Origin of the sequence: Streptococcus sp. DTU_2020_1000888_1_SI_GRL_NUU_041A, from assembly GCF_032387735.1 — a bacterium.
GTDB classification, from domain to species: Bacteria; Bacillota; Bacilli; order Lactobacillales; family Streptococcaceae; genus Streptococcus; species Streptococcus sanguinis.
On sequence record NZ_CP135591.1, the window covers coordinates 1,028,423 to 1,045,468 of the forward strand.

Here is a 17,046-nt window from a genome sequence, read left to right on the forward strand (position 1 = left end):
AGGCAATGCTGGATAAAAAGAAGCTTCAGGAACTGGAAGATGAACATGCTCTAAAAATGCGTGAGTTTGAGCGAGTAGAGACAGACTTAGATACATACTACTATAAGTTTGACAGAGAGACGAACAAACTCTTAGAGGCAATTTCTTATGCATGTAGAGAGGTTCCTTTGACAGCGGCTCAACTTTATATTTTTCAAATAGAGGATAATCTGGAACAATACCATCAGCAATACAAAAAGCGCATAGACGATGTTCTAGAAGCTCGCTATCAGGAGAACAGACGCTTTCAGAATAAGCTGGATGAAGTGAGTAAATAAACTATGCTACGATTGCTGAAAAAATAGAAGAAGTGAGACTTACCTTACTTCTTTTTTCTCGTATTTACAGTTTTAAATCCCCCAAAATAATCCAGCATATTAAAAATTTTCAGAAAATATCGACTTTTTCTTGACAGGTTTATGATACTGTGTTAAAATACTAAACAATAAGAAACCATCTCAAAAAGGAGTTAGTCAAACATGAAGTCAACCCAATCTTCAAACTTTGCTTTGTTGTTGCGTTACTCGGGCTAGTGCAAAAGCATTAGTCCTGTTTGGCTTACCAAGCGGGAGTAAATCAACATCTCGCTTGTTCCTCAAGTGAGATGTTTTTTATTTCACCTATCTTACCTCAAACTCTGATGAGGAAGAAATGGTTTCTAAAGGAGCGACGGGAGTGGGAGTACATCTTGATTTTTCTGAAATCAATTTGTCCCATACTGTCTCAGTCATTGAACATGACCTAGAAGTTGGGAAATAGTTTTTCCTAAATGGTCTATGTATCTTAGAAAAGGAGTTGTCTATGACACGCAAAGTTGAGTTTTTTGATACCAGCCTCCGGGATGGTGAGCAGACACCAGGAGTGAATTTCTCTATCAAGGAAAAGGTTGCTATTGCCAAGCAGTTAGAGAAGTGGGGGATTTCAGTCGTTGAAGCCGGTTTTCCAGCTGCGAGTCCAGATTCATTTGCGGCGGTGCAGGAGATTGCTAAAGCCATCACAAAAGCTTCTGTTACTGGTCTGGCGCGTTCGGTCAAGTCTGATATTGACGCCTGCTACGAGGCACTCAAGGATGCCAAGCATCCACAGATTCATGTCTTCATTGCGACCAGTCCTATTCACAGAGAGTTTAAGCTGAAAAAGACCAAGGAAGAGATTTTAGAAGCGGTGAAAGAGCATGTCTCCTACGCGCGCTCCAAGTTCGATATAGTCGAGTTTTCACCAGAGGATGCGACACGAACAGAGCTGGATTTCCTTTTTCAGGTGGTACAAACAGCGGTTGATGCAGGTGCGACTTATATCAATATTCCAGATACAGTCGGCTTTACTACTCCGGAAGAGTTTGCAAATATTTTCGACTACCTAGTGGCAAATGTGACTTCTGATCATAAGGTGGTATTTGGTGTTCATTGTCATGATGACCTTGGTATGGCAACGGCCAATACTTTGACGGCTATCAAGCACGGTGCTGGTCGTGTTCAGGGAACTATCAATGGAATCGGTGAGCGCGCTGGAAATGTAGCATTGGAAGAAGTAGCAGTTGCCTTAGAGATTCGCCAGGACTATTACCAGGTTGAGACAGACATTGTCCTTAATGAAACCATCAACACTTCAGAGCTGGTATCCCGCTTCTCAGGTATTCCAGTGCCTAAGAACAAGGCGGTTGTTGGTGGCAATGCCTTCTCTCATGAGTCCGGTATCCATCAGGATGGTGTTCTTAAGAATCCACTGACCTATGAAATCATCACACCAGAGTTGGTTGGAGTCAAGAGCAATTCACTGCCGCTTGGCAAACTGTCTGGCCGCCATGCCTTTGTCGAAAAACTCAAAGAACTGGCTCTGGACTTTGCGGAATCTGAAATCAATGATCTCTTTGCTAAGTTTAAGGTCTTGGCTGATAAGAAAAATGAAGTCACAGACGCTGATATTCGGGCTCTGATTGCCGGAACGACCGTCGAAAATCCTGAAGGCTTCCACTTTGATGATCTGCAGCTCACTACCAATGACGACCATACCATCACAGCAGATGTGCAGCTGGTTAATGGCGACGGAGAGACGGTCAGCTGTGTGGCAGAAGGTAAAGGAAGTGTTGAAGCTATCTTTAATGCCATTGACCAATTCTTTAACCAGTCTGTCCAGCTTTTGTCTTATAACATCGAAGCGGTAACGGACGGTATTGACTCTCAGGCTCGCGTCTTGGTAGCTGTTGAAAATACGGATACAGATACAATTTTCAACTCCTCTGGTATTGACTTTGATGTTCTTAAGGCCAGCGCCATTGCCTATATCCATGCCAATACCTTTGTACAAAAGGAAAATGCTGGTGAAATCGGCCATCAGGTATCTTACCGCGATCTGCCTGCAAATAATTAGAAGGAAGCGACTATGACAAAAGAAATTGTAGCTCTGGCGGGTGATGGTATTGGCCCAGAAATCATGGAAGCCGGTCTCCAAGTGCTGGCTGCTGTTGCGGGCAAGTTCGGTTTTACTTATCATATCACGGAGAAAGCTTTTGGGGGTGCTGGTATTGATGCGGAAGGTCATCCTCTGCCTCAGTCAACTCTAGAAGCGGCCAAGGAGGCGGATGCTATTCTCCTAGCAGCTATCGGCAGTCCCCAGTATGATAATGCCCCAGTTCGGCCGGAGCAAGGCTTGCTCTCTCTGCGTAAGGAGCTTGAACTTTATGCTAATATTCGGCCGGTTAAGATTTTTGATGCTCTTAAGCATTTGTCGCCTTTGAAGGCAGAGCGTATTGCTGGTGTGGACTTCGTGGTCGTGCGTGAGCTGACTGGTGGGATTTACTTTGGTGAGCATATTTTGAAGGACAAATCTGCGCGGGATATCAACGACTACAGCTATGAAGAGGTGGAGCGGATTGTTCGTAAGGCCTTTGACATTGCGCGTGGTCGCAGAAAGCGCGTGACCAGTATTGACAAGCAAAATGTGCTAGCGACATCCAAACTCTGGCGCAGAGTAGCAGATGAGGTGGCCAAGGATTATCCAGATGTGACCTTGGAGCACCAATTGGTGGACAGCGCTGCGATGCTCATGATTACTAATCCTGCTAAGTTTGACGTTGTTGTAACGGAAAATCTCTTTGGGGATATTCTCTCAGATGAGTCCAGTGTCTTGTCAGGGACGCTGGGAGTTATGCCATCGGCCAGTCATTCGGCTGCAGGACCCAGTCTTTACGAGCCTATCCATGGTTCAGCTCCAGATATTGCAGGGCAAGGCATTGCCAATCCTATCAGTATGATTCTTTCAGTAGCCATGATGCTGCGGGATAGTTTTGCAGAGCTTGAAGCTGCAGAAGCGATTGAAGCAGCGGTGGAAAAGACTTTGGCTCAGGGTACCTTAACCCGAGATTTGGGTGGTCAGGCAGGGACAGCTCAAATGATGGAGGCCATTATCAATAACTTATGAAATGGATATTAACAGGTATTTGCCTGCTATGGAACCTTGTCGTTTTCCTGCTGTATGGCTGGGATAAGCGAAAGGCTAAGAAAAATCACTATCGCATTCCAGAGAAGACTTTGCTCTTGTCAGCATTGGCAGCCGGAGGTTTGGGCGCTTTATTAGGCGGTCGACTCTTTCATCACAAGACCAGAAAATGGTATTTCTGGCTGGCTTGGATTTGCGGAATAATAGTGGAAATTGGAATTTTATATTACATATGGAGAAGCTAGTATGGCTGGAAAATCGATTTTTGATAAGCTGTGGGAAAGGCATCTGATAACAGGTGAAGAAGGCCAGCCCCAGCTTATGTATGTGGATCAGCATTATATTCATGAAGTAACCAGCCCTCAGGCTTTTCAAGGTCTTCGAGATGCAGGGCGCAAAGTTAGACGGCCGGATTTAACCTTTGGAACCTTTGACCATAATGTTCCTACGGTCAATATCTATGATATTCGGGATGTGATTTCCAAGGCTCAGATTGATAAACTTTCTGAGAATGTCAAGGATTTTGGCATTGAACACGCGGCTCACGGATCGGAGTTGCAAGGTATTGTCCATATGGTTGGACCAGAAACGGGCAAGACTCAGCCGGGCAAATTCATTGTCTGCGGTGACAGTCATACGGCTACTCACGGAGCTTTTGGAGCTATTGCTTTTGGAATTGGTACTTCGGAGGTAGAGCACGTTTTTGCCACGCAGACCATTTGGCAGGTCAAGCCTAAGAAAATGTTGGTCAAATTTACCGGAGTGCCACCGAAAGGTGTGTATTCTAAGGACTTTATCCTAGCTCTGATTGCTCGATATGGTGTAGCTGCAGGTGTCGGTCATGTGGTCGAGTATGCTGGTGATGCGATTGAGTATCTGACCATGGAAGAGCGCATGACTATCTGCAATATGTCCATTGAGTTTGGCTCTAAGATGGGCATTATGAACCCTGACCAGAAGACTTATGATTACGTTAAAGGGCGGCCGGACGCTCCAAAGGACTTTGAGGCGGCGGTAGCTGATTGGAAGACTCTAGTCAGTGATCCTGATGCTGTCTATGATAAGGTCATTGAGGTTGATGTTTCCCAGTTGGCACCTATGGTGACTTGGGGAACCAATCCTTCTATGGGAGTAGAGTTTGGCGCGGCTTTCCCAGAAATTCGCGATATGAACGACGAGCGGGCTTACAATTACATGGACCTCTCACCGGGTAAGAAAGCAGAAGATATTGACCTAGGTTATATCTTTATCGGCTCCTGCACCAATGCCAGACTCAGCGATTTGCAGCTGGCAGCTAAGTTCGTCGCTGGTAAGCACATTGCTCCCAATCTGACAGCTATCGTCGTACCAGGCTCTCGTCCGGTCAAGCGGGCTGCTGAAAAGATGGGACTGGATAAAATTTTCATGGATGCAGGCTTTGAGTGGCGTGATCCGGGTTGCTCCATGTGTCTGGGAATGAATCCAGACAAGGTGCCAGACGGAGTCCACTGTGCCTCAACCAGCAATCGGAACTTTGAGGATCGTCAGGGATTTGGCGCTAAGACCCATCTTTGCAGTCCAGCTATGGCAGCAGCAGCAGCTATTGCCGGGCACTTCGTAGACGTCCGCCAGCTACCGGAGGTCCAGTAAGGAAGTTTTATGGAAAAATTTAAAATCTACACGGGGACAACGGTTCCCCTCATGAACGATAATATCGATACGGACCAAATTTTGCCCAAGCAGTTTCTCAAGTTGATTGATAAAAAAGGCTTTGGCAAGTACCTCATGTACGCATGGCGCTATCTGGACAATCAGTACACCGAAGATCCTGATTTCGTCTTTAATAGACCGGAGTACCGCAAGGCGACTATTCTAATTACAGGGGACAATTTCGGAGCGGGTTCCTCTCGGGAGCACGCTGCCTGGGCCTTGGCTGACTATGGCTTCAAGGTAGTTATTGCCGGATCTTTCGGGGATATTCACTACAATAACGAGCTTAATAACGGTATGCTGCCTATCGTCCAGCCTCTTGAAGTGCGGCAAGCCTTGGCTAATCTGAAGCCAACGGATGAAGTGACGGTGGATTTGGAGCAGCAGAAGATTTTTTCTCCGGTGGGAGAATTCTCCTTTGACATTGATGGTGAATGGAAGCACAAGCTCCTCAACGGTCTTGATGACATCGGCATTACGCTGCAGTACGAGGATTTGATTGCAGAATATGAAAAAAATCGTCCATCTTATTGGCAGTAACCTTATTTTTGCTATATTGAGAAAATTCTGAAAAAACCTTGTCTCCGATAAAAATATATGGTAAAATAAATCTTAATTTAATAGAAAAGGAAGAAACTTATGACAAAACACATTCAATGGAACGGACAGCTTTCAAAAGAAGGTTATGACATCTTGAAAGGCGACGGCGGCTGTATCGTTTGCCCGACCAAGGTGGGTTACATTATCATGACCAGCGATAAAGCTGGTTTGGAGCGTAAGTTCGAAGCTAAGGCTCGTAACCGTAATAAGCCAGGTGTTGTCCTCTGTGGCAGTATGGATGAGCTCCGTGCTTTAGCTCAGCTGAATCCGGAAATTGAAGCTTTTTATCAAAAGCATTGGGATGAAGACATCCTCTTGGGCTGTATCCTACCATGGAAGCCAGAAGCATTTGAAAAGCTCAAGGCATTTGGCGACGGTCGGGAAGAGCTGATGACAGATGTTCGTGGCACTAGCTGTTTTGTTATTAAGTTTGGTAAGGCGGGCGAGCAGCTGGCAGCTAAGCTTTGGGAAGAAGGCAAGATGGTCTATGCATCCTCAGCTAACCCATCCGGTAAAGGAAACCGTGGCAAGGTTGAAGGAATTGGCGAGCGCATCGAAAATGCTGTTGACCTAGTTATTGAAGCAGATGACTATGTAGCTTCTATCCAGCCAAACAAGACCATTGAAACGCGCTACGAGCAGGGCGTTATGGTCTCCATGGTGGACAAGGATGGAAAACTGATTCCAGAACAAGGTGGCCAACGTTCCATCTCACCAGCACCAGTGGTTATCCGCAAAGGCTTGGACATCGACAAAATCATGATGCACCTGTCCGATACTTTCAACTCATGGGATTACCGTCAGGGTGAATATTACTAAGATAAAAAGAAGCTCAGTGTGGGAGAGAAGATCTTCTTCCGCACTGAGCGCTTTTTGTTTATAAATTCTTTTCTTTTTCCTATAATTATGCTATGATAAAGAAAAGCTATATTATCCTTTTAAAATTAGGTTTTTTAATTCTTATATCATAATGTAGAGCGCTATCTGTATTGTTTTCGCAGCAACTCAAAGGATTAGAAAATGAATATAAGATTTTAAAGGTTAGGTTAAAAAGTTGGAGGATTTTTATGGAAAATAAAGTAGATTACTGGATGATAGTAGCCGGAAGTGGTGGAAGCTTATGGGAGCTTTTTAAAAAAGAGAAGATTGCGTGCATTGATTTTAGTTCAGATCTAGGAAATCTTTTAGACTATACGAGTCCAGAAGATTTAAATCAAGGAACTAGACAAAATCAGTTCATCTGGCAATTTGCTCATGATATAAAGGTAAATGATTATATTATTGCAACTTCTGGATTTGATAGAATTTTTGGTATTGGGCGATGTGTAGAAACTTATTATTATGATGATAGAAAGCAAAAATTTAGACATTGTATTGGAGTTGATTGGTTAAAAGCAGATGGTGAGTGGAGATATCAAAATAAAAAAGGAGCTAGGCAGACTGTAAATTGGGATAGATCTACCGAGCGTATTAATTTATATAAATCTATTTTGAATGGCACGTATGAAAAAAAGAAAGAAACATCTGTTATGAATAAAAATATAAATAATTACATAGAAAAACTAGAAAAATCCAAAAACCTCATCCTCCGTGGTGCTCCTGGTACGGGAAAAACCTATCTTGCTAGACAAATTGCAAGGGAGTTGACTGGAGGAAATGAGGAACAAATTGATTTTGTTCAATTCCATCCCTCTTATGACTATACAGATTTTGTAGAGGGATTGCGGCCGCTTCCAAGTGATGATGAGCAGATTAGCTTCGGCTTGAAGGATGGAATTTTTAAGAAATTTTGCGAAAGAGCTAAATTAGCGCAAAAGACAGGCGGTCAGGATAATTTTGAGGAAGCCTGGGAATCTTATTTGGAGTTTATAAATACCACTGAAGAGAAGGAGTATTTAACAAAGACATCTTACTTGTCAGTTAATAGTAGGCAAAATTTATCTGTCAATTATGATAGTGGAGCATCTGGATGGACATTGCCTCGACATTATGTTTATGAATTATATAAAAATAAGAATTATGATAAACAAAGATATTATAAGGGTGGCGGAAAAACAGTTCTAAAAGTCTTGAAAGAAAGGTTTGCATTAAAAACTTATAAAGAAGCAGCTGAAATACCAAGTATTAAAAACTTCGTATTCATCATCGATGAAATCAATCGTGGTGAGATTTCTAAGATTTTTGGCGAACTTTTTTTCTCCATTGATCCGGGCTATCGTGGTAAGGATGGAGAGGTTTCGACCCAATATGCTAATTTACATGAAACTAATGAGAAGTTTTATATTCCTGAAAATGTCTACATCATCGGAACGATGAATGATATTGACCGTTCGGTGGATACCTTTGATTTTGCTATGCGCCGTCGTTTTCGTTTTGTAGAAATCACAGCTGAAAGTCAGCTTGGAATGCTTGATGAACCTCTTGGAGATGGAGCTGAAGAAGCGAAAATGCGTCTAAGAAACTTGAATGCTGCCATAGAAAAAGTAGAAGAGCTCAATAGTCATTACCATGTTGGACCAAGTTATTTCCTTAAGTTGCAGGAAGTAGACTTTGACTATGAATTGCTCTGGTCCGATTATATTAAGCCGCTCCTAGAAGATTACTTGCGAGGTTCTTATGATGAGGTTGAAACTTTGGAAACTTTGAAAAAAGCATTTGATAAGACAAGCAACGAGCGAACCAATCAGTCAATAACTGGTGACAATGAAAGCGATGGAAATGACGATACGGATAACAGATAATCAGCAACTTATAAAAAAAGAGGATTTTGTTGAAATCTATCCAAAAATTAGTCAGGTACTTTTAGATAGAACTTTAGAAAGCCTTTCTCAAGAGGATAGTATTTTCATTTTCCCAAATGACTTGAAAAATATTTCTGACTTGGACAAGGACCATAAAATTTTTGAAACTGTAAATCAGAACATTAAGACAGGAAATGTGATTGGTTTTCTGGGTTACGGTCAGGAAAGATTAACGATTTCCTCTCGTTTTTCAAATGCTAATAACGACTATTTTTTACATTATCTCTTACAAAAGGTTCTCAATATCAATCTCACTAATTTGGATGTTGGTTTATCTAGCGAAGATAAACTCTATCAACTATTGGTTTACCTCTTTCCAAAATATCTGCAAGTGGCTTTGAGAAAAGGGCTTTATAAGGAATACCAGAGGTTTTTCCATAATGATAGCCATGTAAAGGGAGCGATTGATGTAGGAAATCATCTTAAGAAAAATGTTCCTTTTATAGGAAATATTTCCTACACTACTAGAGAGTTTGCTTATGATAATCCATTGATGCAGCTGATTCGACACACCATTGAGTATACTAAGAATCAGAAAACAATTGGAAGTGGAGTGTTTGATGTTAATCGTGAAAATGTAACAGAAATTATCCGCGTGACTCCGTCTTATAAACTAGCTGATCGTGTTAAGATTATCAGACTAAATCAAACTAAACCCGTCCGCCATGCCTATTTTCGAGAATATAGAAAATTACAGGAACTCTGTCTGTTGATTCTAAGTAGAGAAAAGCACGGTTTAGGACTTCAAGAGCAAAAAATACACGGTGTTCTCTTTGATGTTGCTTGGCTTTGGGAAGAGTATGTCCAGACATTATTGCCAGAAGGTTTTATCCATCCACGAAATAAAGAAAAGACGGAAGGGATTTCTGTATTTAGCAGTCATGTTCGAAAGGTTTATCCAGACTTCTATCATAAAGATTTAAAAATCGTACTAGATGCCAAATATAAAAAGCTAGAATTTACTGAAAAAGGAATCAATCGTGAGGATTTATATCAACTGATTTCCTATACATACATTTTAGAAGCTAAAACAGCCGGTCTTATTTTTCCAAGCGTGGAGAAGGTTGTTGATAACGACATAGGTACATTAGCAGGTTACGGGGCACTCTTGAAAAAGTGGTCCATTCTTATTCCTCAAGAAGCTGAAAGTTATGACCATTTTGTTCAACAGATACATCAATCGGAAACAATAAATTTTAGATTTTAAAGCAGGTTGAACCTGCTTTTTTCTATACCTATTTTTAAGTTGTATCAAAATAGAACAAAATTCTTGATAGTTGAAATTACAAGTGTTACAATGGAACCGTTCGTTTTGAATGATAATGGATTGATTGTGGAGCATTGGGATAATAAAGAAGTCATGCCTAAGGTAGAAGACTTGATGAACAGAGGGAAGTTTTAAAGTGAGGACAAACAATGATTGAATACAAAAATGTAGCGCTAAGCTACACAGAAAAGGATGTCTTGAGAGATGTCAACTTACGGATTGAGGATGGTGAGTTCATGGTTTTAGTGGGTCCTTCTGGGTCCGGTAAGACAACCATGCTCAAGATGATCAACCGTCTTTTAGAGCCAACAGATGGAAACATCTATATGGATGATAAACGGATTAAGGACTATGATGAGCGTGAGTTGCGTCTTTCTACAGGCTATGTCTTACAAGCAATTGCCCTCTTTCCAAACCTAACAGTGGCAGAAAATATTGCTCTTATTCCTGAAATGAAAGGATGGAGCAAGGCAGATATTCAGCAGAAGACTGATGAATTGTTGGAGCTAGTGGGCTTGCCTGCTGAAGACTATGCTCAGCGTATGCCGAGTGAGCTGTCTGGTGGTGAGCAGCAGCGGGTGGGCATTGTCCGTGCCATTATCGCCCAACCCAAAATCCTGCTGATGGATGAACCTTTTTCAGCTCTTGATGCCATCTCGCGTAAGCAATTGCAGAGCTTGACCAAGAGTATCCATGACCAGTTTGGGATGACAACAATCTTTGTAACCCATGATACGGACGAGGCTTTAAAGTTGGGGAATCGGATTGCTGTTTTGCAGGACGGAGAAATTCGTCAAGTGGCGACACCTGAGGAAATCTTATCTTCACCTGCGACTAACTTCGTAGCAGATTTATTTGGAGGTGTTCAACATGGCTAATTTGTTTTCTACCTTTCAGGAGCGCTTTGGCGAATGGTTGGCAGCCTTAGGGCAACATCTCCAGCTGTCTCTTCTGACCTTATTAGTGGCGATCTTCTTGACCATTCCGCTCGCTATCTATCTTCATAGTCACAAAAAGACAGCCAATTGGGTGCTGCAAATTGCAGGAATCTTTCAAACCATTCCTTCAATGGCCTTGCTGGGACTCTTTATCCCCCTTATGGGGATTGGTACACTACCAGCACTGACTGCTCTGGTGATTTACGCTATTTTCCCGATTTTAGAAAATACTGTCACGGCTTTGAATGGGATTGATCCTAGTTTAGAAGAAGCCGGAGTCGCCTTTGGGATGACCAAGTGGGAGCGACTCAAGAAGTTTGAACTGCCTCTAGCTATGCCCGTCATCGTTTCTGGAATTCGGACGGCAACGGTTATGATTATCGGGACAGCAACTCTAGCAGCCCTTGTCGGAGCTGGTGGACTAGGTTCCTTTATCCTTCTAGGAATTGATCGTCGCAATGCCAGTCTGATCTTGATTGGAGCAATTTCATCCGCAGTTTTGGCAATTCTTTTCAATAGTCTCCTTAAATGGATGGAAAAGGCTAAGCTTCGGACTGTATTTACAGCTTTTGCGGTCTTAATCCTCGGACTAGGTGCTTCTTACACGCCAAGTTTTCTACCGAAACAGGAGAAGGATCATCTGGTTATAGCTGGGAAATTGGGTCCAGAGCCAGAAATTCTCATGAATATGTATAAACTCCTTATCGAGGAAAATACGGATATGACTGTGACGGTCAAACCAAACTTTGGTAAAACCGACTTCCTTTATCAAGCTCTTAAAAAAGGTGATATTGATATCTATCCTGAGTTTACCGGTACGATTACTGGAACTCTCTTGCAGCCTGCTCCAAAGGTCAGCAATGATGCTGAAGAAGTTTTTGAAGCAGCACGTGATGGAATCAAAAAACAGGACAATCTAGTCTTGCTCAATCACATGGCTTATCAAAATACATATGCCATCGCAGTACCTAAGAGTGTCGCCAAAGAATACAATCTTAAAACCATCTCTGATCTTAAAGCAGTCCAAGATAAGCTCAAGGCGGGGTTTACCTTGGAATTTAACGACCGTGAAGATGGAAACAAGGGACTTCAATCTGTTTATGGACTGAACCTCAATGTGTCAACTATGGAGCCAGCCCTCCGCTACCAAGCTATCCAGTCGGGTGATATTCAAATCATGGATGCCTATTCGACTGACGCAGAACTTGCGCGTTATGATTTACAAGTTTTAGAAGACGATAAACACCTTTTCCCGCCTTATCAAGGGGCACCTCTCCTGAAGGCTGAATTTTTAGAAAAACACCCTGACTTGGAAGGTGTTCTCAATAAGCTGGCTGGTAAAATTACGGAAAGCCAGATGAGCCAGATGAATTATCAAGTTGGCATTGAAGGCAAAAAAGCGGAAGCTGTTGCGCGTGACTATCTGGTCAAGGAAGGACTTCTAAAAAAATAAGAAGTAAAAAAGTTAGACTTGTAAGGTCTAGCTTTTTTACTTACTTGAGGATAGACAGACTATGGATTGAAGGAGATGAGTTTATCTCTTAGTCAGGAAATCTTCATCCATTTTTGGTATAATAAAGTATCAATTCATGGAGGTATTCCGATGGCATCTAGTCAAGAATATTTGGATTTTATTCTGAAGCAGCTGCAGGGCTTAGGGCAAGAAATTAGCTTTCGCAAGATGATGGGGGAATATCTGCTCTATTATCGAGGTCGCTTATTTGGCGGGATTTATGACAATCGCTTGCTGCTCAAGTCAGTCCAGCCAGCTATCGATCTTTTGGAAAATCCAGTTTATGAGTCCCCTTATCCAGGCGCAAAGCCAATGCTTCGTATAAAAGAAGTAGAAGACGCTTCCTTTCTCTGCAGTTTGATTGACGCTGCCTATCCTACCTTACCAGCACCAAAAAAGAAAAAATAGCCTTTCCTTTTCAATGGATATTCTAAAAAGTTGCCGTTTAAATAGACATTTTTAAAATTTTCCTTTATAATGGACTTAAAGGAGGTTTGGTATGCTTTATATTGCTCTTATTGGAGATTTAATAGAATCCAAACAGCTGAAAAATCGTAAGCAGGCGCAGAAGGACCTGCAGGACATGATGGCGGTGCTAAATCAGGATTATCGGGATTGTCTGGTGTCACCTTTCACGGTAACGACTGGAGATGAGTTCCAAGCTTTGCTACGGCCTAATCCAGAGATCATGCAGCTCCTTGATCAGATTGCCTTGGGCTTTCCTCATCCGATTCGCTTTGGACTTGGTCTGGGGGAGATTGTGACGGATATCAATCGGGAGCAGAGTATTGGTGCGGACGGTCCGGCCTACTGGAGGGCACGCGCGGCCATTGATGTTATTCATGAGAAGAATGATTACGGCAGCAGCCGTATAGCTGTATCCTTGGGAGATGAAGAGCTCAGTCAGGCGGTCAATACGGTGCTGGCAGCTACTTCATTTATTCAGAGCAAGTGGAATAACAGTCAGAGAGAAGTTCTGGAGCGAATACTAATGGAATATATCTATGACGAGAATTTTTCTCATGGAGAAATAGCAGAGCTGTTGCAGATTAGTCCCAGTGCGCTTAGTAAGCGGCTCAAGTCTTCTGGACTGAAGATTTATCTGAGAAATCGCCGTTTAGCTATGAAAATGATTCTACAGGCAGCAGAGGAGGCTGAACAATGACAAATTTTATGGGATTTTCAGAATTTTTCATGCAGAATCCGATTCTTGTGTTGACTTTGCTGGCTCATGTACTAGCTGATTTTCAGCTTCAAAGTCAGAAATTGGCCGACCTTAAAAGCCAGCGGTTGAATTTTTTGATTCTCCACTTGGGAATTGTTCTGCTGCCCTTATTGCTCTTGGGGCTAGTCCTACCTAAGTATCTGCTATATTTCGGCTTGGTCTGGCTCAGTCATGTACTTATTGACTTCTTGAAGTATAGGCTGAATTCATCGATTGTCCGGCATCATGCTCAAAAGCTTGCCTTTATACTGGATCAGGTCTTGCATCTGATTAGTATTTTTGCTCTTTATTTTCTCTTAGGGCAGCAGCAAATTCCAGTTCCTAATTGGCTGTCTGACCGCTACCTCATGCTGCAGGCTCTCTTTTTCTTCGCCCTGACTGGTAAGCCGGTCAATATCCTTTTTAAACTCTTCTTCAGCAAGTATCAGGCGGGGGAAGATAGCGGAGAGACTATTGCGGGGGCTGGTGCCATGATTGGGATTTTGGAGCGCTTGATTATGGGACTTTCCCTTATTTTCGGGCAGTTTACTGCGATTGGGCTAGTTTTTACAGCTAAGTCTATCGCCCGCTATAATAAGATTTCAGAAAGCCAGTCCTTTGCTGAATACTACCTAATTGGCTCGCTTTTCAGTATGATTGCAGTCTTGTTGGTTTATGGCTGTCTGTATTGGTAAAAAAATAAAAAAACAGATCATCATAGCGATGGTCTGTTTGTATGTTCTGATCTATAACTCTACTCAATCATGGTATTGACAGCAGTGCCTGTCTGGTAGTCAATCTCTGCATTTGGAGAAACATTGTCCAAGAGGACATGAGACATTCCGTCTTCATCTATATTTTCCTTGCCCCCTAGCTGGATGCTGACAACATTGCCTTCTGCGTCAAGCCCGACATACTGGAGCTCAATCTTGCGAGGAAGAAGCTCATTGTCCGTGTAAATCGGAGTAACCTTGTAATCCAGCCAATAATCTGGATTTTCCTCTAACCAGCGCTCCAAGCGATGTTCATAATAGAGCATGCTATCTGGGTTATTGTCGTCCAGTCCTTGGAAACTACCAGAGTTGAGCCAAGCGGTCATTGGAACGAGGTTTTTCCCTTCGTTATTGAGGCCGCTGAAAGTGAAGCCAATCAGATGAGCGCGATTCATGAGCCAAGCCCGATCATCTCCATTTCCGTAGTAGAATTTGTAATTGTGCCAACCGATGGGATTGTAAGTGACCTTGGTCTCCTTTTTCTTTTTGGCTTTGTGTTGCTCCTGCATTTGAACATGAGCAGCAGTAGCCCGACCGTATTTGTCCTTTTTCCCAAGCTTTAGCTGATACTCCCCATTCAACTCCAGAGTGCCGATAGCTGTTTCATCGCTATGGTTAAGCAGCTGGACCTTGATCTGGTTCTTCTGATTAGCAGCGACATTCTCTGCAGAAAGAGCCTGTGAAAGTAACAACAAAGAGCCGGCTGACAGGACAAGCCAAGTGCCAAACCTAAACTTTTTCATAAAGAACTCCTTTTAAATAATATATCTCCGACATCATTCTACTAAAAAATAGATTGTTTGACAACTAAAACTTTTCAAAAATATTACAAAAATAAATATCTGTTCAATAAGTGCAAGGTTTGACTAGGATGTGTATTTTTTCTATAATTATAACTAGAGAAAACGCTTGTATATATTACCTAAGGAGGTGCTTATGAGTCCATCTTTAGAGAAAATGTCACTAGAGGAGCTGTGGCAGCTTTTTCCGATTTTTCTGAGAGAGCATCAGGATGAGTGGAAAGAATGGTATGATGAGGAACGGCTTCGGCTTTTGATTTTTTTGCCTGCAAATCAGCTGGTTCGGATTAGTCATATTGGCTCTACATCCCTTGAGACCATCTGGGCCAAGCCTATAGTGGATATCTTGCTGGAAATTCCCAAAGAAACAGATATGGCAGTGATGAGAGACTTGTTTCTGAAAAATGGCTATCTGCTTATGTCAGAAAGCCAAGGGCAGATGTCATTCAATAAAGGCTACACACCGAGTGGTTTTGCGGAGCGGGTTTTCCATCTGCATCTGCGCTATGAGGGTGATCATGATGAACTTTACTTTAGAGACTATTTACAGGAGCACCCTGCTGTAGCTAAAGACTATGAAAAGCTCAAGCTATCCTTGTGGAAGCAATATGAGCACAACCGTGATGCCTATACAGAGGCGAAAACGGATTTTATCAAGAACTATACAGAGAAAGCTAAAAAGCTTTATGGCAGAAGATATGAGAGGGAAGACAGATGATTTATATAGCAATGATTGGCCTTATGATTATTCTGGCTTTTCCTTACTTAATTTACCAATCTAAGAAACCATCAGGTTTTGTCGGCTTATGGATGATGAAATTGTGGAATCGTGTTTATATGCCCATGGTTGTTTGGGCGGTCAGTCAGCTGAATCATAAGAAACGATTTCATGCCATTTTGGATGTTGGAGTTGGAAATGGAGCATCCTCGAAATATTTGAAAAAACATTTTCCTAATAGTCGAGTTCTGGGGATTGATATTTCTTCTACTGCCATCAGAGCAGCTGAAAAATTGGCTGAGCCTGGCCTATCTTTTGAGGTGAAAAATGTTGAGAATACAAATCTTCCTGTTGAGGAATTTGATTTGATTACAGCCTTTCAGACTCATTTTCATTGGTCAGATTTAACTCAAGCGTTCCTAGAACTTAAGCGGATACTTAAGCCAGATGGAATCATCTTACTGGCATGTGAATGGAGCAAATTAGCTTATTACCAACCAGACTTTACAAAGCAAGAAAAACTGGAAAACTATTTGACAGATTTGGACCTGCATCTCATCGATAGTCAAAGAAAGGATCAATGGATTCTTTATAAGATTGTTAAAAAATAAGGAGGTATCCTATGAAACAATTATTTTTATGTTCATATTTTGCGGGAGTTAAGAACTTATTTAAACAATATGCATCTAAAAAGCAATTGGGCAAACATGTGCTTTTTATCCCGACGGCTGGAAATGTAGAAGAGTACAGAGGTTATATTGACGAAGCCCTGCAGACCTTTGCAGATTTGGGATTTCAGGTAGAAATTTTAGATATTTCAGCTTGTGATATAGAAACGGCTCAGGCCAAAATTTTCCAAAGCAAACTCCTCTATGTCTCTGGCGGCAATACTTTTTATCTTCTGCAAGAGCTAAAGAAAAAGCAGCTTCTATCCTTGATAAAAGAGCAGATTGCGGATGGCATGGTTTATGTGGGCGAATCTGCTGGTGCTATCATCACAGCTAAGGACATTGACTATAACAAGCTTATGGATGATAAGTCCGTTGCAGAAGAACTGAGCAATACAGAGGGACTAAACGAGGTGGATTTTTATGTCCTGCCTCATCTTGGCGAAGAACCCTTTGTCGAAAGTGCCCAGGACACTCTGGATACATACAGCGACCAGCTGAATCTGCTTTCCCTCAATAATCGCCAAGCTGTGCTTGTGGAGGGTGAAGAAGTGAAGGTTTTGGAGGATAAGTAAGCTGAATATATTTTCTAGTGGAC

At 42.2% G+C, this 17,046-nt stretch carries 18 protein-coding genes and 1 pseudogene; 18 read left to right on the plus strand and 1 reads right to left on the minus strand.

Annotation, left to right across the window (positions count from 1 at the left end; all coding sequences use genetic code 11):
* Nucleotides 1–5 precede the first annotated feature (5 nt).
* From RSK81_RS05035 to RSK81_RS05105, 15 genes and pseudogenes are all read left to right on the plus strand, one after another.
* A complete protein-coding gene (locus RSK81_RS05035) occupies nt 6–317 on the plus strand; it encodes a hypothetical protein (protein WP_002912255.1) in 312 nt (103 codons plus the stop codon).
* Nucleotides 318–840: 523 nt separating this feature from the next.
* On the plus strand, nt 841–2,409 hold the full coding sequence (locus RSK81_RS05040; RefSeq protein WP_002912257.1) for a 2-isopropylmalate synthase: 1,569 nt from the start codon (nt 841–843) through the stop codon (nt 2,407–2,409).
* A 12-nt stretch (nt 2,410–2,421) separates the two neighbouring features.
* Nucleotides 2,422–3,459 (plus strand): 3-isopropylmalate dehydrogenase, encoded by a 1,038-nt coding sequence (leuB, locus tag RSK81_RS05045; protein ID WP_002912258.1) that lies wholly within the window; start codon nt 2,422–2,424, stop codon nt 3,457–3,459.
* Nucleotides 3,456–3,722: a DUF1294 domain-containing protein gene (locus tag RSK81_RS05050; RefSeq protein WP_002895724.1), complete on the plus strand. Its 267-nt coding sequence runs from the start codon at nt 3,456–3,458 to the stop codon at nt 3,720–3,722. Before leuB ends, RSK81_RS05050 begins: the two co-directional genes overlap by 4 nt.
* 1 nt (nt 3,723) lies before the next feature.
* On the plus strand, nt 3,724–5,106 hold the full coding sequence (gene leuC, locus RSK81_RS05055) for a 3-isopropylmalate dehydratase large subunit (protein WP_315687627.1): 1,383 nt from the start codon (nt 3,724–3,726) through the stop codon (nt 5,104–5,106).
* Nucleotides 5,107–5,115: 9 nt separating this feature from the next.
* On the plus strand, nt 5,116–5,706 hold the full coding sequence (gene leuD, locus RSK81_RS05060; protein ID WP_315687628.1) for a 3-isopropylmalate dehydratase small subunit: 591 nt from the start codon (nt 5,116–5,118) through the stop codon (nt 5,704–5,706).
* 99 nt (nt 5,707–5,805) lie between these two features.
* The gene (locus tag RSK81_RS05065) at nt 5,806–6,585 is read left to right on the plus strand and encodes an L-threonylcarbamoyladenylate synthase (RefSeq protein WP_315687630.1); all 780 of its coding nucleotides are present in this window, start codon (nt 5,806–5,808) and stop codon (nt 6,583–6,585) included.
* Between the two features lie 248 nt (nt 6,586–6,833).
* Nucleotides 6,834–8,507, plus strand: coding sequence for an AAA family ATPase (locus RSK81_RS05070; RefSeq protein ID WP_315687632.1), 1,674 nt, complete (start codon nt 6,834–6,836; stop codon nt 8,505–8,507).
* Entirely contained in the window at nt 8,470–9,774 is a 1,305-nt protein-coding gene (locus RSK81_RS05075; RefSeq protein WP_315687633.1) for a 5-methylcytosine restriction system specificity protein McrC, read from the plus strand. The genes RSK81_RS05070 and RSK81_RS05075 overlap by 38 nt, the downstream gene beginning before the upstream one ends.
* 111 nt (nt 9,775–9,885) lie before the next feature.
* Nucleotides 9,886–9,969: pseudogene (locus RSK81_RS05080) on the plus strand (polyketide cyclase); the annotation flags it as partial.
* Between the two features lie 14 nt (nt 9,970–9,983).
* Nucleotides 9,984–10,712, plus strand: a complete 729-nt coding sequence (locus RSK81_RS05085; RefSeq protein WP_125341310.1) for an ABC transporter ATP-binding protein — start codon at nt 9,984–9,986, stop codon at nt 10,710–10,712.
* On the plus strand, nt 10,705–12,225 hold the full coding sequence (locus tag RSK81_RS05090; protein WP_315687634.1) for an ABC transporter permease/substrate-binding protein: 1,521 nt from the start codon (nt 10,705–10,707) through the stop codon (nt 12,223–12,225). Before RSK81_RS05085 ends, RSK81_RS05090 begins: the two co-directional genes overlap by 8 nt.
* A 150-nt stretch (nt 12,226–12,375) precedes the next feature.
* Nucleotides 12,376–12,693 carry a TfoX/Sxy family protein gene (locus RSK81_RS05095; protein ID WP_315687635.1) on the plus strand — a complete coding sequence of 106 codons (318 nt, stop codon included), beginning with the start codon at nt 12,376–12,378 and terminating at the stop codon, nt 12,691–12,693.
* Nucleotides 12,694–12,784: 91 nt separating this feature from the next.
* Complete coding sequence (locus RSK81_RS05100) at nt 12,785–13,450, plus strand: SatD family protein (RefSeq protein WP_315687637.1); 666 nt, start codon at nt 12,785–12,787, stop codon at nt 13,448–13,450.
* Nucleotides 13,447–14,184 (plus strand): DUF3307 domain-containing protein, encoded by a 738-nt coding sequence (locus RSK81_RS05105; RefSeq protein ID WP_315687638.1) that lies wholly within the window; start codon nt 13,447–13,449, stop codon nt 14,182–14,184. Before RSK81_RS05100 ends, RSK81_RS05105 begins: the two co-directional genes overlap by 4 nt.
* A 59-nt stretch (nt 14,185–14,243) precedes the next feature.
* Here the strand turns inward: RSK81_RS05105 and RSK81_RS05110 are convergent, their stop codons facing one another.
* Nucleotides 14,244–15,005, minus strand: a complete 762-nt coding sequence (locus RSK81_RS05110) for a DNA/RNA non-specific endonuclease (protein ID WP_315687639.1) — start codon at nt 15,003–15,005, stop codon at nt 14,244–14,246.
* 193 nt (nt 15,006–15,198) lie between these two features.
* On the opposite strand from RSK81_RS05110, the gene RSK81_RS05115 reads away from it, so the two are divergent.
* Genes RSK81_RS05115 through RSK81_RS05125 form a run of 3 tightly spaced genes read left to right on the plus strand, consistent with a single transcriptional unit; the run spans nt 15,199 to nt 17,023 of the window.
* Nucleotides 15,199–15,780 (plus strand): GrpB family protein, encoded by a 582-nt coding sequence (locus tag RSK81_RS05115; protein WP_223312794.1) that lies wholly within the window; start codon nt 15,199–15,201, stop codon nt 15,778–15,780.
* Nucleotides 15,777–16,391 carry a class I SAM-dependent methyltransferase gene (locus RSK81_RS05120; RefSeq protein WP_315687640.1) on the plus strand — a complete coding sequence of 205 codons (615 nt, stop codon included), beginning with the start codon at nt 15,777–15,779 and terminating at the stop codon, nt 16,389–16,391. The genes RSK81_RS05115 and RSK81_RS05120 overlap by 4 nt, the downstream gene beginning before the upstream one ends.
* Before the next feature lie 11 nt (nt 16,392–16,402).
* Entirely contained in the window at nt 16,403–17,023 is a 621-nt protein-coding gene (locus RSK81_RS05125) for a Type 1 glutamine amidotransferase-like domain-containing protein (RefSeq protein WP_315687642.1), read from the plus strand.
* Nucleotides 17,024–17,046: the final 23 nt, after the last annotated feature.